The sequence below is a fragment of the Bradyrhizobium sp. Rc2d genome, assembly GCF_900099855.1.
Taxonomy (GTDB): Bacteria; Pseudomonadota; Alphaproteobacteria; order Rhizobiales; family Xanthobacteraceae; genus Bradyrhizobium.
In genome coordinates this window covers 117,072-137,412 of sequence record NZ_FNCU01000022.1, presented here as the reverse complement: position 1 = coordinate 137,412, position 20,341 = coordinate 117,072, and the positions used below count along the sequence as shown (strand labels likewise).

22 protein-coding genes and 1 tRNA gene are annotated in these 20,341 nt (G+C 64.5%); 11 read left to right on the top strand and 12 right to left on the bottom strand.

Going from position 1 to position 20,341, the window contains the following annotated elements:
* The 4 genes from BLV07_RS25810 to BLV07_RS25795 all read right to left on the bottom strand — a co-directional run.
* Nucleotides 1-251: transposase (locus BLV07_RS25810; protein WP_143035492.1), on the bottom strand; the 251-nt coding region annotated here is incomplete at its 3' end.
* A 145-nt stretch (nt 252-396) separates the two neighbouring features.
* Nucleotides 397-630 carry a hypothetical protein gene (locus BLV07_RS25805; RefSeq protein WP_091891364.1) on the bottom strand — a complete coding sequence of 78 codons (234 nt, stop codon included), beginning with the start codon at nt 628-630 and terminating at the stop codon, nt 397-399.
* Between the two features lie 879 nt (nt 631-1,509).
* Entirely contained in the window at nt 1,510-1,812 is a 303-nt protein-coding gene (locus BLV07_RS25800; protein ID WP_091891361.1) for a hypothetical protein, read from the bottom strand.
* Nucleotides 1,813-1,984: 172 nt separating this feature from the next.
* Nucleotides 1,985-2,069 (bottom strand) — tRNA-Leu (locus tag BLV07_RS25795).
* Nucleotides 2,070-2,222: 153 nt separating this feature from the next.
* Between BLV07_RS25795 and BLV07_RS25790 the strand changes: the two genes are divergently transcribed.
* The gene (locus tag BLV07_RS25790) at nt 2,223-2,762 is read left to right on the top strand and encodes a disulfide bond formation protein B (RefSeq protein ID WP_091891357.1); all 540 of its coding nucleotides are present in this window, start codon (nt 2,223-2,225) and stop codon (nt 2,760-2,762) included.
* A gap of 122 nt (nt 2,763-2,884) precedes the next feature.
* Here BLV07_RS25790 and BLV07_RS25785 read toward each other — a convergent pair whose 3' ends face one another.
* Both BLV07_RS25785 and BLV07_RS25780 read right to left on the bottom strand, forming a co-directional pair.
* On the bottom strand, nt 2,885-3,970 hold the full coding sequence (locus BLV07_RS25785; RefSeq protein ID WP_091891354.1) for an AbrB family transcriptional regulator: 1,086 nt from the start codon (nt 3,968-3,970) through the stop codon (nt 2,885-2,887).
* Between the two features lie 99 nt (nt 3,971-4,069).
* Entirely contained in the window at nt 4,070-4,351 is a 282-nt protein-coding gene (locus BLV07_RS25780) for a PsiF family protein (RefSeq protein WP_128942322.1), read from the bottom strand.
* A 201-nt stretch (nt 4,352-4,552) separates the two neighbouring features.
* Between BLV07_RS25780 and BLV07_RS25775 the strand changes: the two genes are divergently transcribed.
* Nucleotides 4,553-5,032 carry a hypothetical protein gene (locus tag BLV07_RS25775; RefSeq protein ID WP_091891348.1) on the top strand — a complete coding sequence of 160 codons (480 nt, stop codon included), beginning with the start codon at nt 4,553-4,555 and terminating at the stop codon, nt 5,030-5,032.
* Between the two features lie 46 nt (nt 5,033-5,078).
* Here the strand turns inward: BLV07_RS25775 and BLV07_RS25770 are convergent, their stop codons facing one another.
* Entirely contained in the window at nt 5,079-5,627 is a 549-nt protein-coding gene (locus BLV07_RS25770; protein WP_091891345.1) for a TetR/AcrR family transcriptional regulator, read from the bottom strand.
* 115 nt (nt 5,628-5,742) lie between these two features.
* Here BLV07_RS25770 and BLV07_RS25765 point away from each other — a divergent pair, with 115 nt between their 5' ends.
* The 3 genes from BLV07_RS25765 (at nt 5,743) to BLV07_RS25755 (ending at nt 7,406) form a co-directional block, all read left to right on the top strand.
* Complete coding sequence (locus BLV07_RS25765; protein WP_091891342.1) at nt 5,743-6,171, top strand: acyl-CoA thioesterase; 429 nt, start codon at nt 5,743-5,745, stop codon at nt 6,169-6,171.
* A 3-nt stretch (nt 6,172-6,174) separates the two neighbouring features.
* The gene (locus tag BLV07_RS25760; RefSeq protein ID WP_091891338.1) at nt 6,175-6,651 is read left to right on the top strand and encodes a PaaI family thioesterase; all 477 of its coding nucleotides are present in this window, start codon (nt 6,175-6,177) and stop codon (nt 6,649-6,651) included.
* Between the two features lie 98 nt (nt 6,652-6,749).
* Nucleotides 6,750-7,406, top strand: coding sequence for a DsbA family protein (locus BLV07_RS25755; protein WP_091891335.1), 657 nt, complete (start codon nt 6,750-6,752; stop codon nt 7,404-7,406).
* Between the two features lie 179 nt (nt 7,407-7,585).
* On the opposite strand, the gene BLV07_RS25750 is transcribed toward BLV07_RS25755, so the two are convergent.
* The 3 genes from BLV07_RS25750 to BLV07_RS25740 form a co-directional block, all read right to left on the bottom strand.
* Nucleotides 7,586-7,792: a hypothetical protein gene (locus BLV07_RS25750; RefSeq protein WP_091891332.1), complete on the bottom strand. Its 207-nt coding sequence runs from the start codon at nt 7,790-7,792 to the stop codon at nt 7,586-7,588.
* An 82-nt stretch (nt 7,793-7,874) separates the two neighbouring features.
* On the bottom strand, nt 7,875-8,945 hold the full coding sequence (locus BLV07_RS25745) for a carboxylesterase family protein (protein ID WP_091891329.1): 1,071 nt from the start codon (nt 8,943-8,945) through the stop codon (nt 7,875-7,877).
* A 22-nt stretch (nt 8,946-8,967) separates the two neighbouring features.
* Nucleotides 8,968-9,939 (bottom strand): S1C family serine protease, encoded by a 972-nt coding sequence (locus BLV07_RS25740; RefSeq protein WP_091891326.1) that lies wholly within the window; start codon nt 9,937-9,939, stop codon nt 8,968-8,970.
* Nucleotides 9,940-10,226: 287 nt separating this feature from the next.
* Here BLV07_RS25740 and BLV07_RS25735 point away from each other — a divergent pair, with 287 nt between their 5' ends.
* The 6 genes from BLV07_RS25735 to BLV07_RS25710 all read left to right on the top strand — a co-directional run bounded on the left by BLV07_RS25735 (nt 10,227) and on the right by BLV07_RS25710 (nt 17,531).
* A complete protein-coding gene (locus BLV07_RS25735; protein ID WP_091891323.1) occupies nt 10,227-11,645 on the top strand; it encodes a M20 family metallopeptidase in 1,419 nt (472 codons plus the stop codon).
* A gap of 262 nt (nt 11,646-11,907) precedes the next feature.
* On the top strand, nt 11,908-13,698 hold the full coding sequence (locus tag BLV07_RS25730; RefSeq protein WP_091891320.1) for a peptide ABC transporter substrate-binding protein: 1,791 nt from the start codon (nt 11,908-11,910) through the stop codon (nt 13,696-13,698).
* 30 nt (nt 13,699-13,728) lie between these two features.
* Entirely contained in the window at nt 13,729-14,688 is a 960-nt protein-coding gene (locus BLV07_RS25725) for an ABC transporter permease (protein WP_091891317.1), read from the top strand.
* Nucleotides 14,654-15,571 carry an ABC transporter permease gene (locus BLV07_RS25720; RefSeq protein WP_091891314.1) on the top strand — a complete coding sequence of 306 codons (918 nt, stop codon included), beginning with the start codon at nt 14,654-14,656 and terminating at the stop codon, nt 15,569-15,571. Before BLV07_RS25725 ends, BLV07_RS25720 begins: the two co-directional genes overlap by 35 nt.
* Entirely contained in the window at nt 15,571-16,566 is a 996-nt protein-coding gene (locus BLV07_RS25715) for an ABC transporter ATP-binding protein (RefSeq protein WP_091891311.1), read from the top strand. Before BLV07_RS25720 ends, BLV07_RS25715 begins: the two co-directional genes overlap by 1 nt.
* Entirely contained in the window at nt 16,563-17,531 is a 969-nt protein-coding gene (locus tag BLV07_RS25710) for an ABC transporter ATP-binding protein (RefSeq protein WP_091891308.1), read from the top strand. Before BLV07_RS25715 ends, BLV07_RS25710 begins: the two co-directional genes overlap by 4 nt.
* Nucleotides 17,532-17,553: 22 nt before the next feature.
* On the opposite strand, the gene BLV07_RS25705 is transcribed toward BLV07_RS25710, so the two are convergent.
* Both BLV07_RS25705 and BLV07_RS25700 read right to left on the bottom strand, forming a co-directional pair.
* Entirely contained in the window at nt 17,554-18,201 is a 648-nt protein-coding gene (locus BLV07_RS25705; RefSeq protein ID WP_091891305.1) for an HAD family hydrolase, read from the bottom strand.
* Between the two features lie 108 nt (nt 18,202-18,309).
* Complete coding sequence (locus BLV07_RS25700; RefSeq protein WP_091891302.1) at nt 18,310-20,214, bottom strand: sensor domain-containing diguanylate cyclase; 1,905 nt, start codon at nt 20,212-20,214, stop codon at nt 18,310-18,312.
* Nucleotides 20,215-20,341 lie beyond the last annotated feature (127 nt).

Genomic DNA, 20,341 nt, shown 5'->3' with positions numbered 1-20,341 from the left:
TCCAGGCGGCGACTGGATTGCACCCGATTGAGATAACCGTAAATGTAAAGCTTCAGAAGGACTGCCGGATGATAGGAGGGCCGGCCCGTCTCCTTGGCGATCACACGCTCAAACCCCATTCCATGCAGATCGAGCGCCTCGACGAACACGTCGATCACATGGACCGCGTTGTCTTCGCTTACCCAATCCTCCAAACATTCCGGCAAGAGCGTCAGCTGGGATCTGTCCGCACCTTCAACGAAGCGTCCCATCCGTATCCCCCATCAGGAAACGGAGGAATCGTAGCTGACTCGTGGCTTTTCACACAGCCAGGGTCACAAGCCGCCGAGCGCGCTCAAGCGGGGTGACTTCCACTTTGCCTAGCGGAGCCGACATTTATGTACACCCTAGCCCGGCTCACGAAAGATCATCCCGCGGCGGTGGATAGCGCCGGGCCAGCACCGACAGGGATAGATGCCGTTCGTCCTCCGGCAGTTCCAGATAGGCCAGCACGAGCGGCCGCTTCCAATCGCCGACGCCGAAATCCATCGTCATCCATTTCTGAGGTTCGGGCCCTTCGAGGCCCCGGACCCAGACGAAGAAGCGGGGGAGGTCGTCGGCGTCAGTATCCGTCGTGCGTCTCCTGGCCATCGAAGCTGTCCGCTGCATCACATCAGTTGCCACAGGATATAGGTACTGGCACGGCGAAGTCGAACGCCTCGTGGCGGTGCCGGACGCGTAGTCTCTCCTCCTCGTCATTGCGAGGAGCTCTTGCGACGAAGCAATCCAGACTATCTCCGCGGATGCATGCCTGGATTGCTTCGCTGCGCTCGCAATGACGATGTGGATAGAGCCGGGGCGAGAATGAGGCTATCGATCTGCAGAAGATGATTCCCTGTCGGAACAAGGTCTGTCAGAACGCTCGCCCCTTCGGGAGCCGAAGGATTCCGATTGACCGAAATTCGGAAATATCGTACATGATTCGTCATCCCGGCCCATGGATAAGGGGCGTTTCGCGATCGTCACGATGCGCGGGCCGGGTGGCGGTGGACGTGGAGCGCATCGGCGCGCTGGGCAATCGCAGGGCGGGTTTGGCCCGTGAGCGGTTGAGCGGTGCGCAAACGACAGGTGCGGTTCGCGTACGGCAAAAGCGTGTGGTCCTGGCGCCCGGGGTCTGTGCGTCAAGGCTTGCGGTGGTGCGTGCTGCCCGACCGGGCGCGCGCATCAGCCATCCGCAAGGCGACGGGGGCAATAGTGCATCGCTCCCCGGGGAGAGCGCGCCATAAGCCGTCAAACCACTGCGCAGGGAAAGGCCGGGATGTCCAGGCTGCCCTGTATGCCGCTGTGCATTTGTCTTCGCGCAATTTGCGCACAGCGGACCGCGGGTGCCAGCCGGCACCCGGCCTTCCCTGCGCCCTTTCCAAGGAAGGGGCGCCAAGAGAAGCACAAGACTCGGGCGTCATGCGTCGCGAGGCTGTCTAGGCGTGTCTCGCTGTTTGAAAATTGAAGTGTGCGCGCTCATCCTGCCAATCACCGCCACAATTCGCAGGTCGCCACGCGGTTGATGTCGGCGAGCCGCCTCGTGGCGTCGCCGTGGAGATCGAGGCTGGCGAGCAGCGTCAGCAGGCGACGATAGGCGCCGTCGGCGACCTCGACCGGCAGCGGGGCCTCGTCAAAGGCCTCGACATAGCTGCCGACGACACCGCTGAGCAGACGGCACAGGCCGCGCTGCGCGGGATCGTCCCGGCCGAGCCTCTCGAGCTTTTGCTGGAAGATTTGGAAGGTCCGCAAACCGTGGTGCTGCTGGGAAAGCCACGCGTGCAGATCGTTCATGTGAGCTCCTTCGGTTCAGTGAAGAAGCTGAGGGCTTATACAGTGGGGATGGGAGAATGGCTAGGGGAGGAGCTCTGCTCAACCAGTCCGTCTTCGCCAAGAGGCTTCGCCGGACACGCTTCACCCTTCGGTTCAGCGTGGCTGCGCCACGCGAAGCCCGAAGGGCGAAGCGTGGTGCCCCTGGCCGGAATCGAACCAGCACTCCTTGCGGAACTCGATTTTGAGTCGAGCGCGTCTACCAGTTCCGCCACAGGGGCCTTCGGTCGGCCCAAGGGACGTCGCGAAGCCGGCGGACTATAGCCATGGACAGGGCGGGGTCAACCCGCGCCAAAGTGATCCCCGCCGTTCTCGACAGCCGCATGGGCCGGAGTTAGAGGCTTAGACGCGCGACCCATCGGAGAGAGGCTGCCGTGACGACCCGGAGTGCTGCCATACCAGCGTTCAAGCCGGCCAGCGCCGGTCCCGCGCTGACCGCCTCGCTGCTCGTCACGCTGATCGCCGCCGCCACGATCGCGGGCGCCTGGTTCTTCCAGCTCGTGCTTGAGATTGTACCCTGTCCGCTCTGCCTGGAGCAGCGCTACGCCTATTATCTCGCGATCCCGCTCGGTGCCCTCACGGCGCTTGCGGCCAGGAGCGGCGCGCCGCGGCCGCTGCTGCTCGCTGCGTTGGCGATCCTCACGCTGGCGACGCTCGCCAATGCCGGTCTCGGCACCTATCACTCCGGCGTCGAATGGGGATTTTGGCAGGGACCGACCGACTGCTCCGGTCCCGTGGTCAATCTCGGCAACGCCGGCGACCTTTTCTCGCGGCTCGACACCGTGAAGGTGGTCCGCTGCGACGAGGTGCAGTGGCGCTTCCTCGGCCTCTCGCTTGCCGGCTACAACGTGCTGATCTCGCTGCTGATGGCCGCGATCGCCGCATGGGGATTTGTGCGGACGGCGAAGCGCTAGGTAGCTGCCGTAGGGTGGGCAAAGGCGCGCTCTTCGCGCGCCGTGCCCACCATTCATCGACACTCACACCAGTCGCTGGTGGGCACGCTGCGCTTTGCCCACCCTACGAGAGCTGCGCCCCGTCAATCATCCACATCATCTTGCGTGCGCCCGAACAAGTGCACGATGCCGGGTGTCGCGATCGTCACGAAGACGAAGCGCGACAGGTGATGGGCGCCGACGAAGATCGGGTCGATGTGCAGCGTCAGGGCCAGCGCCAGCATCGCGTCCATCGCGCCCGGTGCGAAGGCGACGACGACATCGGAGAATTTCACCGGCGTGGTGAGCGCGACGATGCCGACGAAGAGGGCGGAGACGGCAATTGCGACCGTAAACGAGCCCAGCGCCGCGTTGATATGGCCGGCCAAAGTCTTGATCCGCATCCGTGCGAAGCGGCTGCCGATCAGGGCGCCGATGCCGACCAGGGCCACGCCGCGTACCCAGTTTGGCAAGCCGCCCTCGACCCAGCCGGCGCCATGCAGCACGCTGGAGGCGATCATCGCACCGAACATCCAGCTCGCCGGAAATTTGATCAGCCGCAGGAAGAGCGCCACCGCCAGCGAGGCTGCGGCCAGCCCCACGAGGCCGAGCGGCGAGGCGATCGTCGTCGTCAGCGACGGTGCGGCGGAGGGCGCCACGCCCGCGATCGCCAGCACCATCGGCAGCGCCGCGGTGAGGATGATGACGCGCATGGTCTGCACCACCGCGATGCCCGGCAGGTCGGCGCCGCGCTCGACCGCCAGGATCGTGATCTGCGACAGCGCGCCGGGACTGCCGGCAAGGAAGGCCGAGGTGCGGTCCCAGCCATGGACGCGCTGCAGGTAATAGCTCGATCCGAAGGTCGAGCAGAAGGTCGCGAGCGCAAGCAGGCCGATGGTGACGGGATAGGCGCTGACCTGTTGGATCAGATGGCGCGAGACCACCGAGCCCAGCGAAATGCCGAGCAGCACCAGCACGGTCTGGGTCAGGATCGGCGGCAACGCCAGCTGGCGGCCGGCGATTGCGGCGATCCCGACCGCGATCATCGCGCCCGAGATCAGCCCGCCGGGAAGGCCCGCGACGAGAAACACGAGGCCACCGGCGGTGCCGATGACAAGCGTCTCCATCGTGCTCAAGAAGTTGGCACGGCTCGGCCATTCGAACGGCAGGGAGGCGACGATTTGTTTCACGCCACCTTATCGCAAATCAGTGGGAGGCGCACAATTGCAGGCTCGTCATGCCGCAATGCGCATGCCTCCCGCTGATGCTCGCGGAGGATCGGGACGGACTTACTTCTTGTCGGCGGCAGGGGCGGCGGGCGCGGCGGTGCCGGCCTTTGCTTCCTTCATGCACTCGCGGCGAAATTTCTTGCGCTCCTTGCCCTTCAATCCCTTGGCGTCCGCCTGCTTGGAGCATTCGAGCGATTCCGCCGAGCGCTCCTTCGGCGCCTTCTTGTCGGCGGTGGCAGCAGCGTCGGTTTTGGCGGCCGGCGCGGCGGTCTGTGCGAAGGCCGTGCCGGTGGCGAGCAGGGAGACGAGAGCGAGGGCGGCGAGGCGGGACGTGAAGGTCATGTGTTGCACTCTTCTTGGGAAAATTGCGAAGGTTTGGGAACGTCGGCTCGCTTTGCTGAACGCGACATGAATGAGTTGAGCGACGGGATCACTATATTTTGCCGGCGCAGCCCATCGCATCCTTGTCGCAAGCGGCCGACACGCTAGGATAGCAATCCTCGTTTCACTTCCCTCGAGGAAGATCAAGGAGGAGACCCAGGGATGACCATTCAGACAAAATTGTTGTGTGCGATTGCAGCGTCAGGTGTCGCGGCATTGGTGGCGAGCGCGCCGGCGCAGGCACTGACCGCGCAGGAGTGTAGCGCAAAATATCAGGCGGCCAAGAAGGACGGCTCGCTCGGCACCATGAAGTGGAATGAATTCCGCAAGGCCCAGTGCGGTGCAGACGCAACGCCTGCCGCTGCGCCCACGGCGGCTGCTCCGGCTGCGCCCGCCGCTCCTGCCGAGCCGAAGCAGGCGAAGAAGGAGGCCGCGCCGACGCTGCCGGCTGGACCTGCGATCTATCCGAACGCGGTCGATCCGAAATACGCCAAGGAGACCCCCGGCAAGGCGCGGCTCCACACCTGCGTCGACCAGTACAATGCCAACAAGACGACCAATGGTAATGGCGGCTTGAAGTGGATCCAGAAGGGCGGCGGCTATTACAGCGAATGCACCAAGAAGCTGAAGGGCGCCGCCTGAGCTTCGAATTGATGCAACGGCCGGAGCAACGCTCCGGCCGTTTTGTCTAGCCCAACAGCTTCTCGGCCGATTTCGCCACGAGCTGCGACCGCTTGCGCGGGCCGCGCTCGATGAACAACAGGCTCTGGCCGAAGATGAAGCAATAGAACAGGAAGGCCTGCGCCTCGGCCTCCTCGGCCGCAAGGCCGGTCGCGCGATAGAGCTCGGCGACGTGCTTGAGCCGCGCCGCATCCACGCTCGCCACCGCCGCCGCCGCGCCCTCATCCGAGCGGGCCCATTGCCGGATCGCGAGCTCGATCGCCATGGCTGCCGGATTGAGCCGCTCGGAATAGAGCTGGATCACCGCCTTCAGTCGCTCGCGGGGCTCTTGTCCGTCGAGACTCGTCTGCTGCGCGATCGCCGCGATACGTCCTTCGCGCCAGCGTTCCAGAATGGCTTCGAGCAGTGCGGCCCGGTCGGCGAAGCGGCGATAGAAGCCGCCCTTGGTGACGCCGAGGTTCTTGGCGAGCACCTCCACCCGCACGCCCTCGACCCCCGATCGGGCGAGCTCGGTAAACCCTGCCTCGACCCAGACATCGCCCTTGCCGTCGCTCATGAAGGAAGCCTCGCCGGATTCTTGATACGGTGCCGTATTGCTAGCGCGACGGTGCTCTGATACGCTACCGTATCAATCCGCAAAGGCGGAAGAAAAGGACAGGGAGCCAATTGCGATGGAGCAGGAGGCGACCTATCGCGGCACGGTCTATCCGTGGCAATGCGATCATGTCGGCCACATGAACATCATGTGGTACGTCGGCAAGTTCGACGAGGCCAACTGGAATCTGTTCGCCCGGCTCGGACTGACGCCGAGCTATCTGCGCAGCTCGGGCCGCGGCATGGCCGCGGTGCAGCAGAACATCGCCTACAAGCGCGAGCTGCTCGCCGGCGACATCGTCGAGATCCGCAGCCATCTGCTCGAGCTTCGCGACAAATCGATCCGCTTCCGGCACGACATGACGAATGCCGAGACGGGCGAACTCGCGGCGACCTGCGAGATCACCGGCGTGCACATGGATCGCCAATTACGGAAGTCCGTAGCGTTCGCCGATGCCATCCGAGAGATCGCCATGAGGCACCTTTCCGTGCCGGCGGAGGCGTGAATCATGGTCGCATTCGAGCCGAAAAACCCGGATTACCACGCGGCGGCCACGGCGATGTTCGCGGCCCAGCCGGCAATGCACACGCTTGGTATCTCGATTGTCCATCTCGCCCCGGGCGAGGTGGAGCTGGCGATGCCGCATTCGGCAGCCTTCACGCAGCAGAACGGTTTTGTCCATGCCGGTATCATCACCGCAGGCCTCGACAATGCCTGCGGCGTCGCCGCCTTCACCCTGATGCCGCGCGAAGCGGACATCCTCACCGTCGAGTTCAAGACCACGCTGCTCGCACCTGCTAGGGGCGCGCGCTTCGTCTTCAGGGCCGAGGTAGTCAAACCCGGCCGCACGCTGACCTTCTGCGAAGCCAGCGCCTTTGCCGAGCACGAGGGCAAGACGACGCTGATCGCTTCCATGACCGGCACGCTGATGGCGATGCTGCCGCGCGCTGCGACCTCGCAAGCGCCGGCCGCGATCCGCGCATAGCATGGCGATGACATCGCGCCCGTGACGCTCTATATCAGCCGTAACAATTCCCGGTCCCGAATCGTATTTGCGGCGATGGGACCGAAACGGGACGAGATATGGCTGGATCTGGGAATAAGGGCCTTGTGACGACGCGGCGCGCGGCGTTGACGTTGCTAGGGGTGGGCGCCTTGGCGGCAGGCGGGACCACTTTCGTGCGCGCCGCCGCCGACGACGAGGTGCTGACCGAAGCCAAGGTGCTGCGCGATCCCGACACGCCGGTTGCCGGCAATCCCGACGGCAACATCACCATCGTCGAATGGTCCGACTACAATTGTCCCTATTGCCGCAAGCTCGAGCCCGAGCTGCGCCAAGTCGTCCAGGACGACGGCAAGGTGCGGCTGGTGATGAAGGATTGGCCGATCCTCGGGCCGGTCTCGGTCACGGCGGCGCGGACCGCGCTCGCGGCGAAATTCCAGGGCAAGTACCATCAGGCCCACGACGCCATGATGGGCGTCAGCTCGCGCCTGACCGAGCCGCGCATCAACGAGCTTCTCGCTGGCGCAGGCGTCGACATGGACCGCCTGAAGCGCGATCTCGCCGGCCACGCCAAGGACATCGACGCCATCCTCAAGCGCAACAACGAGCAGGCCGAAGCCTTTGGCTTCCGCGGCACGCCGTCCTTCATCGTCGGCAAGTACCGCGTACCGGGCGTGCTGAGCATGAACGAGTTCGAGCAGGTCATTGCCGACGCGCGCAAGGCCAAGATGAACTGAGCCGAGCGCTAAAGCATGATCCGAAAAAGTGCGCAGCGGTTTTCCGAAAAGATCATGCTCAAACAATAACCTAGAGCGCGATGACAATTCATCCTAATCTCATCGCGCTTTAGTCATCACGCAACACAAAGGCGCCGCCGCGGAGTTCGCGACGGCGCCTTGTTCATGATGCGGCGTCGCTACTTCGACGAGATCCGGACCCAGTCCCTGTGCGCACGGTCGCGCAGCGCGTCCCAATCGGCCTTGGCGACATCCCAGTTCACGATGGTGCGATTGGTGATCGCGACCTCGCCATTGGCGACCGACGACGTCTGCATAGAATCATAGACGTAAACGCCGCCCGCGAGCAGCAGCGCGCCCAGGATCATTCCAAAAAAAGTCTGCATAGCGAACCTCCGGTGACCGGCGATAACGTCGGCCCGGAGCAATGGTTCCCGCGGCAGTACGGCACAGATAAGGACGGATCGTTCATGTCCCATTCAGCCACTGCAGCAGCTCCGCGTTGATTTCGCGCGGATAGGTGTGACTGAGGTCGTCGATCTCCCGATAGGTGACGTCGGCGCCAGCGGCAGAGAGCGCCGCCTGCGTCTGCCGCGCGGTCTGCACCGGAAACATCCAGTCGAGCCTACCGTGGGTGATGAAGACCGGCAGGCGCTGGAGGCGCGCGGCGTCCGCCATCTCCGCCATCAGCGGATGGAAAGTCGCCGACACCGGCGCAAGATGCGTGAAGGGTGAAGCGGCGTCGAGGCCGGTGACATAGCAGAAGGTGCCGCCGTCGCTCATGCCGGTCAGCAGCATGCGCGAAGCATCGATGCTCCAGCGGCCGCGCACGGTCTCGAGGATACGCATGAGGTTCGGCGTATCGCCATCGTCGCCCATCAGCGCCCAGGTCGGGCCGGTCGCGGTCGGCGCCACCAGGATTGAGCCAAGGCTGCGCGCATCGCGCAACCAGCTCCACAGGAAACCGCGCCCATTGCCACTGCCGCCATGCAGCGCCATCACCAGCGGCATGGCGCGATCGGGCGTATAATATTCGGGCACATAGACCGAGAAGCCACCGCGGCTGCCGGGCTCGTTGTGATCGTGGAAGATGCCGGTATTTTCGCTCGCGCCGACTTCGAGCCGCGACAACAGGTCGGCATTTTCGCGATTGGCAGCGTTGAGAAAGAAGCTGCTCACGGGCGGAAACTGCAGCGCCAGCGGATAGAGCGCCTCCTGTGCCCGCGGCAGGTGGCGCAGCGCGCGGAACACCGCGACGAGATCGCCATTGCCGCGCTCGACCTCGCGAATGCCGGCAAAGGCGGCGAGTGTCTCGTCACAGGCGCGATCGAGCCGACCGCGCAGGCCGGTGAACTGCTCCGGCCAGTCGCCGATCGCTGCCCGCGCCGCTTGCAGCGCCTCGTCAGGCACGCCGATCGCGTTCATCACCGACGCGAAGGCCGGCGGGTGCAGATGCCGCTGGAAGAAGCCGAGCGCCTCCAGCGCATTGAGCAGCGGCGGCAGCACGGCCACGATGTCGTCCACCACGGCCTCGGTCATCGCCGCTTCCTCAAGCCTTGCGTCAGTGCAGCTTCGGCGCCTTCAGGAGCTTGAAGCGATCGGTCGAGGTCACCGTGACGTCGAAGGTGACGCCTTCGTGATGCACGGTGAGCGGCACGTCGACGCCGGCGGCGCCGAGCGCCCACATCTTCTTGTAGAAGCCGGTCTGGCTCGTGACCTTGTCGCCGTCCACGGCGAGGATGACATCGCCGGTCTTGAGCTCGGCGCGCGCGGCCGGACCGTTGGCGGAGATCCCGATCACCACCACGCGGTTGTCGATCTCGGTCGAGTAGAGCCCGAGCCAGGGCCGTGACGGCTTGTTGACGCGGCCGAACTTGCGCAGGTCATCGAGGATCGGCTTCAAGAGGTCGATCGGCACGATCATGTTGACATGCTCGGCCTTGCCGTCACGTTCGCGCTCGAGTTGGAGCGAGCCGATACCGATCAACTCGCCGCGTTCGTTGAGAAGCGCGGTGCCGCCCCAGTTCGGATGTGCGGGATAGGTAAAGATCGCCTCATCCAGCAGATATTCCCAATAGCCGGCGAATTCCTGCTTGGCCACGATCTGGCTCGCAACCGAGCGCGTGCGGCCGCCGGCGCCGCCGACCACGACGCGGTCGCCGATCCGCGTTTCCGCCGAGGTGCCGAGCGGCAGGGGTTCGACGTCGAGCTGGCCGAGCGCCTGTACCAGGCCGAAGCCGGTGACGGAATCGAAACCGAGCGCATGCCCTTCGACGACACGCCCGTCGGCGAGGTGCAGCCATACGGATTCCGCCTCGGTGATGAGGTAGCCGATGGTAAGCACCAGCCCGTCGTCGATCACGACGCCGTTGCCGGCGCGTTCGGTGCCCAGCGTCTCGGCGCTGAAGGCGTCCGGCGGGATGATGGCGTGCAGGCCGACGACGGAGCCGAGCGCGCGGTCGAGATCGAAACCATAATCGCTCGCACGCGGCTGATTGGCCGGCGGCACTCTCCATTCGGTCAGGGCGGGCATGGAGTTCTCCTGGCTGAGAGCATCGCTCCGCCGTGGCCGGCGGAACGAGGTGCGAAGCACGCATAATTTAGGCCGGAGGACGCCGTCTTGAAAGCCTCGTTCCCAACTATTCCAGAGAACGCCGCGTGAAATCTTCGAAAGGCTTAGCGACGGTTCGTGCACAGACGGCGGGCGGCCATTCGATCCGGCAGCCGCCGCATGGCTGGTGTCCGGCGAGGTGCTAGGCGCCGTGCAACGAAGCTGCTAACCATTGCCGCTTCGTTTGACCAGGGATCACGGATCGAAGCATGGATAACCGCAGCGACATCTGGCGTGGCGTGGACACGATCAAGGCGCGTTTCATCGACCTCAGCGACAAGGTCTGGGGCATGCCCGAGGTGTGCTACACCGAGGCGCGGTCCGCCGCCGAGCATCTGGCCGAGCTGCGCCATCAGGGTTTCCGCATCACCGAGAACGTCGCCGGCATCCCGACTGCGCTGATGGGCGAGTGGGGCGAGGGCGGTCCGGTCATCGCCTTCATGGGTGAATATGACGCGCTGCCGGGATTGAGCCAGGAGGCGGGTGTCGCTGAGCACCGTCCGATCGAGACCGGTGGCCATGGCCATGGCTGCGGTCACAATCTGCTCGGTTCCGCCGCGCTGCTCGCCGCGACTGCGGTGAAGGACTGGCTCGCCGAGAACAAGGTGCCGGGTCGCGTGCGCTATTACGGCTGCCCCGCAGAGGAAGGTGGCGCGGCAAAGGCCTTCATGGTGCGCTCCGGTGCGTTCGAAGATGCCGACATTGCCATCACCTGGCATCCGCACAGTTTCTGGGAAGTGGCGGTGACGCCGTCGCTCGCCAACACGCGCGCGGATTTCATCTTCACCGGCCGCACCTCGCATGCGGCGGCCTCGCCGCATCTCGGCCGTTCTGCGCTCGACGCGGTGGAATTGATGAACGTCGGCGTGAACTACATGCGCGAGCACATGCCGAGCGACGCGCGCGTGCACTATGCCTTGCTCGACACCGGCGGCATCGCGCCGAACGTGGTGCAGGCCCATGCGCGCGTGCGCTATTCGATCCGCGCCCGCGACCTTCCCGGCATGAACGAGCTGGTCGAGCGAGTGTCCAAGATCGCGCAGGGCGCGGCGCTGATGACCGAGACCAAGGTGGAAATGAAGATCATCTCCGCGGTCTCCAACATCCTGCCGAACACGCCGCTGGAACAGGCGCTGCACCGGGTGATGGAAGAGCTCGGACCGCCGCATTTCGACGACGCGGACAAGAGCTTTGCCGGCCAGATCCGTGCGACGCTGAGCGACAAGGACATCTCGTCGGTCTACTACGCGATCGGTATGGAGCCGACCGATCGGCCGCTGGCCGACTTCCTGGTGCCGCTGGATGCCAAGCGCAACCCGTTGGTCGGCTCGACCGATGTGGGTGACGTGAGCTGGGTGGTCCCGACCGTGCAGGTTCACGCACCGACGGTTGCAATCGGCACGCCCTTCCACACTTGGCAGGTGGTCGCGCAAGGCAAGAGCCCGCATGCCCACAAGGCCATGGTGCAGGCAGCCAAGGCGATGGCCGGGCTCGGCATCAAGGCGCTGACGGAACCGGAGCTGATCAAGTCTGCCAAGGCGGATCTTCAGAAGCGGACGGCCAAGACGCCTTACGTTTGTCCGTTGCCGGATCACGTCGCGCCGCCGCTCGATATGTCCGTGGCGTAGAATTTCGCCTCGATACTTCGTCTGATCCGGCGAACAAATTTTCCGCAGTGCAGCGCGCAATCCAGCATGATTTGATGCTGGATTGCCGAACGGATGGGCTCGGAGAACGCAGTTTTGCCCAACGGACAGCCAGAAGACCGTTTGCACACACACGGTCCCAGTTGACGTCCACCCCATTCGGTGTGCCATCTACTGCCAGCCAAATGAGCGGCCGCACTTCACGGCCGCCTTCATCACTATGGAAACCAGACGGGGGACAACCATGCTGGATAAAGAACTGCGTTCGATTATCGGCCAGGTGAAGGACGGGCGGATGGATCGCCGCGCCTTCATCCAGCGCCTGGCTGCCGTGGGCCTGACCGCACCGCTGGCCAACCAGATCCTCGCGCTCGGCGGTGTCGCCATGGCCGAGGGTGCCTCGACCTACAAGCCGACCAAGCGCGGCGGTGGCGGCGCATTGAAGCTGTTGTGGTGGCAGGGTCCGACCTTACTCAATCCGCATTTCGCCACCGGCACCAAGGACCAGGACGGTTCGCGCCTGTTCTACGAGCCGCTCGCCTGCTGGGATCCGGACGGCAACATGAAGCTGGTTCTGGCGTCCGAGATTCCCTCGACCCAGAACGGCCTGCTGGCCGCCGACGGCAAGTCGGTAACGTGGAAGCTGAAGCCCGGCGTGAAATGGCACGACGGCAAGCCGTTCTCGGCCGACGATGTCGTCTTCACCTGGGAATACATCATCGATCCGGCGACGGCCGCCGTCACTGTGGCGACCTACCGCGACATCACGGTCGAGAAGGTGGATGATCTGACGGTCCGCCTCACCTTCAAGCAGCCGACGCCGTTCTGGGCGGACGCCTTTGTCGGTGCAACCGGACAGATTCTGCCGAAGCATCTGTTCGCCGAGTACAAGGGCTCCAAGTCCCGCGAAGCGCCGAACAACCTCGCGCCCGTCGGCACCGGCCCCTACAAGTTCCTCGAGTTCAAGCCCGGCGACCTGATCCGCGGCGAGATCAACAAAGACTATCACATGCCGAACCGGCCCTATTTCGACACGCTCGAGATGAAGGGCGGCGGCGACGCTGTGTCGGCCGCACGCGCGGTGATCCAGACCGGTGAGTATGATTTTGGTTGGAACATCCAGGTCGAGGACGACGTCCTCCTGCGCCTGGAGAAGGGCGGCAAGGGCAAGACCATCTACGCCGTGGGCGGCGACACCGAATTCATCGCGCTCAATTTCACCGATCCCAACACCGAGGTCGACGGCGAGCGCTCCTCGATGAAGACCAAGCATCCGTTGTTCTCCGACCCCGCCGTGCGCAAGGCGCTGTCGCTGCTGGTCGATCGCGAGTCCATCAAGAAGGCCATCTATGGCCGCGCTGGCCGCACCACCGCGAACTTCCTCAATGGCCCCGAAAAGTTCGTCTCCAAGAACACCTCGTGGGAGTTCAGCATCGAGAAAGCCTCGAAGATCCTGGACGATGCCGGCTGGAAGCCGGGCGCCGACGGCATCCGCGAGAAGGACGGCAAGAAGCTGAAGCTGCTCTACCAGACCTCGATCAACGGCCCGCGCCAGAAGACCCAGGCGATCGTCAAACAGGCCTGTCAGAAGGCCGGCATCGACGTCGAGCTGAAGTCGGTCGTGGCCTCGGTGTTCTTCTCGTCGGACGTCGCCAATCCCGACACCTATGCGAAGTTCTATGCCGACATCGAGATGTTCCAGATCCCGATGAGCCAGCCGGATCCGGCCCAGCACATGCGCCGCTATCATTCGAGCAACGTGGCGACGAAGGAGAACAAGTGGCAGGGCACCAACTTCCCGCGCTATGTCAACAAGGAGTACGACACCACCATCGACGCCGCCGACGGCGAGATGGATCCGGTCAAGCGCGCGGCGCTCTACATCAAGGCCAACGACCTCCTGTTCCAGGACACCGTGTTCATTCCGGCGCAGCACCGGCTCAAAGTGGAGGCGGCCTCGAACACGCTGCGCCCGGTGATCTCCGGCTGGGCCAACGAAACCGACAATCTGTTCGACTGGTACCGCGAGGAATGATCCCCAAACTCTAGACGGGGCCTTTCCCTCATGAGCCAATACGTCCTGCGTCGCCTGCTGATCGCGATTCCGAGCCTGCTCGGAATCTCGGTCGTGCTGTTCGTCGTGCTCGCGCTCGCGCCCGGAGATCCGTTCTCCGAACTGGCGACCAATCCGAACGTGCCGCCCGAAGTGCAGGCGGCGCTTCGGGCCAAGTTCGGCCTCGACGATCCGATTCACCTCCGCTACCTGCACTGGCTCAACGCCATGCTGCACGGCGACTGGGGCTTCTCCTTCGTCAGCCGGATGAACGTCGACACGCTGATCCTCCAGCGCCTGCCGGCCACCCTCTACGTGATCGGCTCGGCGCAGATCCTGGCGCTCCTGATCGCAATCCCCGTCGGGGTCTATGCTGCGACCAAGCCGTATTCGTTGTTCGACCAGATCGCGAATACGCTCGCCTTCGTCGGCTTCTCGCTGCCGACCTTCTTCACCGGCATCCTGTTCATCCTGATCTTTTCGGTCACGCTGGACTGGTTGCCTTTCGTCTATACGACCGACATCAAGGCGACCGGCATCCGCTGGGTGCTGGAGATGATCAGGCAGGCGATCATGCCGGTGGCGGTGCTCGGCCTGTTCCAGGCGGCGTCGATGACGCGCTTCGTGCGTTCGGCGATGCTCGACGTCATCAGGCTCGACTACGTCACCACGGCACGTGCCAAGGGCCTTGGCCAGGCCAAGGTCATCATCAAGCACGTGATGCGCAACGCCATGATCCCGGTCGTGACGCTGATTGCATTGCAGATGCCCGCGGTGTTCGGCGGCGCCATCGTCACCGAGCAGATCTTCCGCATCCCCGGCATCGGCTCGCTGCTGATCTCCTCCATCCTTTCCAACGACACGCCGGTGGTGATGGCCGTCACCTTCGTCTTCGCGTGCCTCGTCGTGCTGTTCAATCTCATCGCGGACGTGCTTTATGGCTGGCTTGACCCTCGCATCTCCCTCCGCTGAGCGGGGCGGCTACTCGCCCTGGCGCGAGACGTGGCGGCGTTACAGCCGCCACAGGCTCGCCGTGATCAGCGCCTTCCTGCTCCTGATCCTGGTGCTGGCGGTGGTGATCGGCCCGTTCATCTGGCGCATCAAGATCAACGACATCGACATCGTCGCAGGCATGCAGGGCCCATCGCTCGCGCATCCCTTCGGCACCGACGATCTCGGCCAGGACATCCTGGCGCGCATGATCTATGGCGGACGAATCTCGCTCGCGGTCGGGCTCGCCGCCATGTTGGTTTCGGTGTTCATCGGCACGCTGATCGGCGCGCTTGCCGGCATGTCGCGCGGCGCGCTCGGGCACGGCCTGATGTGGCTCACCGACCTCTTCCTGTCGCTGCCGCAACTGCCGCTGCTGCTGCTGCTCATCTATCTCTTCCGCGACGGGCTGAAGCAGTTGTTCGGACCCGAGGGCGGCATCTTCATCCTGATCGTGCTCGTGATCGGGGGCCTGCGTTGGATGCCGGTGGCGCGCCTGGTGCGTGCGCAATTCCTGTCGATCCGTGAGAAGGAGTTCGTCGAAGCCGCGCGCGCGCTCGGCGCCAGCCCGGTGCGGCAGGTGGTGCGCCACATCCTGCCGAATGCGGTCGGCCCGGTGATCATCGCTGGCACCATCGACGTCGCCGCTGCGATCATCGCGGAATCGACGCTGTCCTTCCTCGGCCTCGGCTTCCCGCCGGATACCCCGACCTGGGGCCGGCTGCTGTTCGATGCCAAGGACTTTCTCGACATCGGTCCGCATTGGGCGCTGTTTCCGGGCGGCGCGATCTTCATCGCGGTGGTCGCCATCAACTTCATCGGCGACGGCCTGCGTGACGCGCTCGACGCGCGACGGGTGATCTGATGGCTCCGCTGCTCGAAATCAAGGGCCTGAAAACCCACTTCTCCACCGACGACGGCATCCTCCAGGCCGTCGACGGCGTCGACATCTCCATCAACAGAGGCGAGACGCTCTGCGTCGTCGGCGAGTCCGGCTGCGGCAAGACCGTGACGGCGATGTCGATCCTGAAGCTGATCGCGATGCCGCCGGGCCGGATCGCGGCGGGCCAGATCATCTTCGAGGGTCGCGATCTCGTCCCGCTGACGAGCAATCAGCTCGACGAGATCCGGGCCAAGGAGATCGGCTTCATCTTCCAGGAGCCGATGACCTCGCTCAATCCGGTGCTCACCATCGGCGAGCAGATCGCCGAGAGCCTGCGGCGGCACGAAGCGGTGACCAAGAAGCAGGCGCTCGAGCGCACCATCGAGATGCTGAAGCTGGTGCAGATCCCGAACGCCGAAGGCCGGGTGCACAACTATCCGCACCAGTTCTCCGGCGGCATGCGCCAGCGCGTGATGATCGCGATGGCGCTCGCCTGCAAGCCGAAGCTGATCATCGCCGACGAGCCGACAACCGCGCTCGACGTCACCATCCAGGCCCAGATCCTCGACCTGCTCCAGGACATGAAGGACCGCTTCGGCATGGCGGTGATGCTGATCACCCATGCGATGGGCGTCGTCGCCGAGACCGCGCAGCGTGTTGTCGTGATGTATGCCGGCAAGGTGGTGGAGGAGGCGCTCGTCGACGACCTCTTCGGCGATCCCCGCCATCCCTATACGCAAGGGTTGATCCGCTCGATTCCCCGCATCGACCTCGACAGCGAGCACAAGACGCGGCTGGAGGCGATCGGCGGCTCGGTGCCGATCCTGATCAATCCGCCGGTCGGCTGCCGCTTTGCCCCGCGCTGCAAGTTTGCCATGAAGGTCTGCACCGAGAAGGAGCCGCTGCTGCGCGAGATCGCGCCCGGTCACCGCATGGCCTGTCATCTGGGAGATACTAATTTGGGAGGCGCGGCATGAGCGAGCCCTTGCTCCGCGTCAACGGCCTGAAGAAGCATTTCCCTGTGCTCGGCGGCCTGCTGTCGCGCCAGGTCGGCACCGTCTATGCGGTCGACGGCGTGTCGTTCTCGGTCAATCGCGGCGAGACGCTTGGTCTCGTCGGCGAGTCCGGCTGCGGCAAGTCGACGACGGGACGCTGTGTGCTGCGCCTGATCGAGCCGACCGACGGCGAGGTCACCTTCGACGGCCAGGATGTGCGCAAGCTCGGCGGCAACGATCTGCGCGCGATGCGGCGGAACATGCAGCTGGTGTTCCAGGATCCGTTCGCCTCGCTCAATCCGCGCATGACGGTCGGCGCGATCCTCGGCGAGGCCTTCACCATCCACAATCTCGCCTCGTCCGCGAAAGAGCGCGAGGAGCGCGTCGCGGCTCTCCTGGTCAAGGTCGGGCTCAAGGCCGAGCACATGCGGCGCTATCCGCACGAATTCTCCGGCGGCCAGCGCCAGCGCATCGTGATCGCGCGCGCCCTCGCGGTCGAACCGAAGCTGATCGTCTGCGACGAGCCGGTCTCCGCGCTCGACGTATCGATTCAGGCGCAGGTGATCAACCTGTTGGAAGATCTCCAGGCCGAGTTGAACCTCACCTATCTGTTCGTCGCGCACGATCTCTCTGTGGTCGAGCACATCTCTGACCGCGTCGCGGTGATGTATCTCGGCCGCATCGTCGAGCTGGCGAAGGCGAGCGACCTCTACCGCAACCCGCAGCATCCCTACACCAGGGCGCTCCTATCCGCGGTGCCGGTGCCCGATCCCAAGCTCAAGCGCGAACGCATCCGCCTCAAGGGCGACGTGCCGAGCCCGATGAAGCCGCCGTCCGGCTGCCACTTCCACACCCGCTGTCCGATCGCCCAGCCGCGCTGCGCGGAAAGCGCGCCGGAGCTGAGAGAAGGGTCGGGCGGGCATTTTGTCTCGTGCCATCTGGCTTGATGCCGGCGGAGGGCCGCGCGGATCATTGGTGAAGCAGGCCGTGCTCCGAAAGGGCGTGCCTGAAGCTCTCCACTGACGTGTGGTGATGCGCGAACAGACCCGCCTCGCGTGCGCCGGCGACATTGGCCATGAGATCGTCGACGAACAGGGCGGTCTCCGGCCTCACGTTGAGCTCCGACAGACAGAGGCGGTAGCAGCGCGGGTCCGGCTTCGCGGTCTTGAACTGGGCCGAGGTGTAGATTCGGGAGCCGAACAGCGGGCGCAAGTCCGGCAGCAGCGTGTCGATATGGTCAGCGACCAGCGTGCTGTTGTTGGTCAGGACGGCAATGTCGACGGTCTTACGCAAGCTGCCGGCAATCTCCAGCATCGCGCGTTTGGCCTGCATTGAACGGCGCCGCGCCTCGACCCATTCGTCGAGCGAGAGCGGATAGCCGATGCGCTCGCCGAAGCCCCGCAAATAGTCGGCTGCATCGAGAGCCCCGCAATCGCCGAGCAGCTCGAATCCGCTGTCCCAGATCGCCTTGTGGATGAACTCGTTGGTCGATCCCGCAAGCTCCGCCAGACGCGCAACACGTTTTCCCCTGTCGTAGTCGCACAGGACATTGTCCATATCGAAGAGGACGAGCTTGATCCCATTAGTCACAGCAGCAACCTCGGAGTGGCCGAACATCCGGCCGTGATCCGAGTCATATCCTGTGCGAACACGGGCGACAAACGCGGAGCAAAGACCTGCCGATGCGAGGCCCGACGTCGGCGAGTTTCGAGGGCGAAATCTTCGTCACGCGCTCTTCGCGGGCCAGGGGACCACCTGTCCCGACATCACCAGCCGGTCACGGCCGCTGTCCTTGGCGGCGTAGAGCGCGCGGTCGGCGGCCGCGACCAGCGTGCTGCAGTCCATCGTGGTCTGGGACGGAAGAGCAGCCGCGCCGCCGACGCTCGCAGTCACCAGCCGGGAAGGCGGATTCTGCGCGTGCAGCATGGCGAGATCGAGCAGCGCCTGGCGGATTCCTTCGCCGACCTCGGCGCAACCATCCGGGCCGGTGTTCGGCAACAGCACCGCGAATTCCTCGCCGCCGTAACGCGCCGCGAGGTCGGCCGGACGCCTCGCGTAGGTGGACAGAATCCGGCCGAGCGCGCGCAGGCAGGCGTCGCCCGCCAGATGTCCGTAATGGTCATTGAACTTCTTGAAATGATCGACATCGATCAGCAGCAACGAGAGCTGCGTGCCGTCGCGCCGGGCACGCGCCCATTCGTCGGCAAGGCGTTCGTCGAATGCGCGCCGGTTGGCGAGACCGGTGAGGCCGTCGGTCGTTGCCAGCGAGGCAAGTTTGTCCTGAAGGTCCTTCTGCTCGGTCATGTCGCGCACCACCGCGACGACGCCGTCGATCGCACCGCTGTCCGACGCCAGCGTCACGTGCAGCGCCGCCTCGGCCCAGATCTCGCCCTTGTCGCGATGATGCTGGCGATAGACGAACCGCGCCTCCTCGGCCTCGCCGTTCCTCAGCGCGGTGATGGCCTGCCGGACCCGTTCCATGTCGTCCGCGTGAATGCCGGCGAGCGCCGACGTGCCCAGCAATTCCTCCGCGGACCAGCCGGTGATGCGCGCGCATGAGGGAGAGACGTAGAGTACCCGGTTGTCCAGTCCGATCCGGGTCACCATGTCGCTGGATTGCTCGGCCAGCAGGCGGAAATTTGCTTCCTTGGCGACCAAGGCCTGAGCCATGCGCTGCCGCTGCACCAGTTGACGGACCAGGTAGGAGCCGATCAATGCGATCAGCACAACGAGGCCGAGGACGAAGGTCATGCGTGTGGTCGCTGCGCGCCGCCAGGAGGCCAGCACGTCGTCTTGCGACTTGCTCGCCAGCACCATCAGGGGATAGCGGCTGCTGCGCTGGTAGTAGCTCAGCCGGTCCATGCCATCGATCGGCGACCTAAAATAGTAGACCGCCCCGGGGGGGCGGCTTTTCCAACTTCTGAACAAGGGCGCATTGGACAGGTCGCGTCCGACGAAGGCGCCTCTCTCGTCGCGACTGCGCGCCAGCATGGTGCCGCTATTGTTGAGCAGCGAGGCCGAGCCGTTCGGCCCGAAGTCGAAGCGCTCGTAGAATTTGACGAAATAGCTGACGTCGATCGTGAGCAGGGCAACGCCGGCGAAGCCGCCGTCGGAATCGTTGATCCGGCGGGACACGGTGATAATCCATTGGCCGCCGGCTTTGCTCTTGACGGGCGGTCCGATCAGCGTGCCCGTCGCCGGCGAGTCGCGATGGTGACGGAAATAGTCGCGGTCGCTGTTGTTGAGCTTGGAGAAGTCGACGTGTTCAGTCGTGGCAAGCCACCCGCCGGTCGCATCGTAGATGAAGATGCCGCGGATGCGGTCCGATGATTTGCGTGTCGGCAGATAGGCCTGGAGTTTCGCAATCGCATCCGGACCCGTCCCGTCGATTTCGAGCCGATGTACCAAACCGACCAGGATCGTATCGGCGAGTTCGAACGTATCGTCCGCGTGCTGGATCAGCGAATGCGCCAGATTGGTGACGTCGATCTCGGCGGTCCTGAGATCGGCATTGCGCGCTTCCCATTCGCGCCAGGCGCTCAAGCCGAGGATCTCAACGCAAATCAGCACGATGAACCCCGCCGCCCAGAGCGGAAGGCGCGTCTTGCCGAGTTCGCGGCTCGTCACCATCAGGCTTGCTCCATCTCGGAGCAAACCTCTCACTTTGGCCTTAACGGCCTATTGCAACTTCTGCGATGATTTTGCGCGTCCGTATTCACCCGGAGGGAGTTGACGATATCTTGATTGACTCTCCTCG

Coding starts and splice junctions, on each gene's coding strand:
- BLV07_RS25780 (WP_128942322.1), bottom strand. CDS start 4,351: ATGACCTTCACGTCCCGCCTCGCCGCCCTCGCTCTCGTCTCCCTGCTC.
- BLV07_RS25720 (WP_091891314.1), top strand. CDS start 14,654: ATGGCTGGCTTGACCCTCGCATCTCCCTCCGCTGAGCGGGGCGGCTAC.
- BLV07_RS25710 (WP_091891308.1), top strand. CDS start 16,563: ATGAGCGAGCCCTTGCTCCGCGTCAACGGCCTGAAGAAGCATTTCCCT.
- BLV07_RS25740 (WP_091891326.1), bottom strand. CDS start 9,939: ATGCCCGCCCTGACCGAATGGAGAGTGCCGCCGGCCAATCAGCCGCGT.
- BLV07_RS25715 (WP_091891311.1), top strand. CDS start 15,571: ATGGCTCCGCTGCTCGAAATCAAGGGCCTGAAAACCCACTTCTCCACC.
- BLV07_RS25725 (WP_091891317.1), top strand. CDS start 13,729: ATGAGCCAATACGTCCTGCGTCGCCTGCTGATCGCGATTCCGAGCCTG.
- BLV07_RS25760 (WP_091891338.1), top strand. CDS start 6,175: ATGGTCGCATTCGAGCCGAAAAACCCGGATTACCACGCGGCGGCCACG.
- BLV07_RS25805 (WP_091891364.1), bottom strand. CDS start 630: ATGGCCAGGAGACGCACGACGGATACTGACGCCGACGACCTCCCCCGC.
- BLV07_RS25700 (WP_091891302.1), bottom strand. CDS start 20,214: ATGGTGACGAGCCGCGAACTCGGCAAGACGCGCCTTCCGCTCTGGGCG.
- BLV07_RS25730 (WP_091891320.1), top strand. CDS start 11,908: ATGCTGGATAAAGAACTGCGTTCGATTATCGGCCAGGTGAAGGACGGG.
- BLV07_RS25775 (WP_091891348.1), top strand. CDS start 4,553: ATGACCATTCAGACAAAATTGTTGTGTGCGATTGCAGCGTCAGGTGTC.
- BLV07_RS25750 (WP_091891332.1), bottom strand. CDS start 7,792: ATGCAGACTTTTTTTGGAATGATCCTGGGCGCGCTGCTGCTCGCGGGC.
- BLV07_RS25755 (WP_091891335.1), top strand. CDS start 6,750: ATGGCTGGATCTGGGAATAAGGGCCTTGTGACGACGCGGCGCGCGGCG.
- BLV07_RS25765 (WP_091891342.1), top strand. CDS start 5,743: ATGGAGCAGGAGGCGACCTATCGCGGCACGGTCTATCCGTGGCAATGC.
- BLV07_RS25705 (WP_091891305.1), bottom strand. CDS start 18,201: ATGTTCGGCCACTCCGAGGTTGCTGCTGTGACTAATGGGATCAAGCTC.
- BLV07_RS25735 (WP_091891323.1), top strand. CDS start 10,227: ATGGATAACCGCAGCGACATCTGGCGTGGCGTGGACACGATCAAGGCG.
- BLV07_RS25770 (WP_091891345.1), bottom strand. CDS start 5,627: ATGAGCGACGGCAAGGGCGATGTCTGGGTCGAGGCAGGGTTTACCGAG.
- BLV07_RS25800 (WP_091891361.1), bottom strand. CDS start 1,812: ATGAACGATCTGCACGCGTGGCTTTCCCAGCAGCACCACGGTTTGCGG.
- BLV07_RS25745 (WP_091891329.1), bottom strand. CDS start 8,945: ATGACCGAGGCCGTGGTGGACGACATCGTGGCCGTGCTGCCGCCGCTG.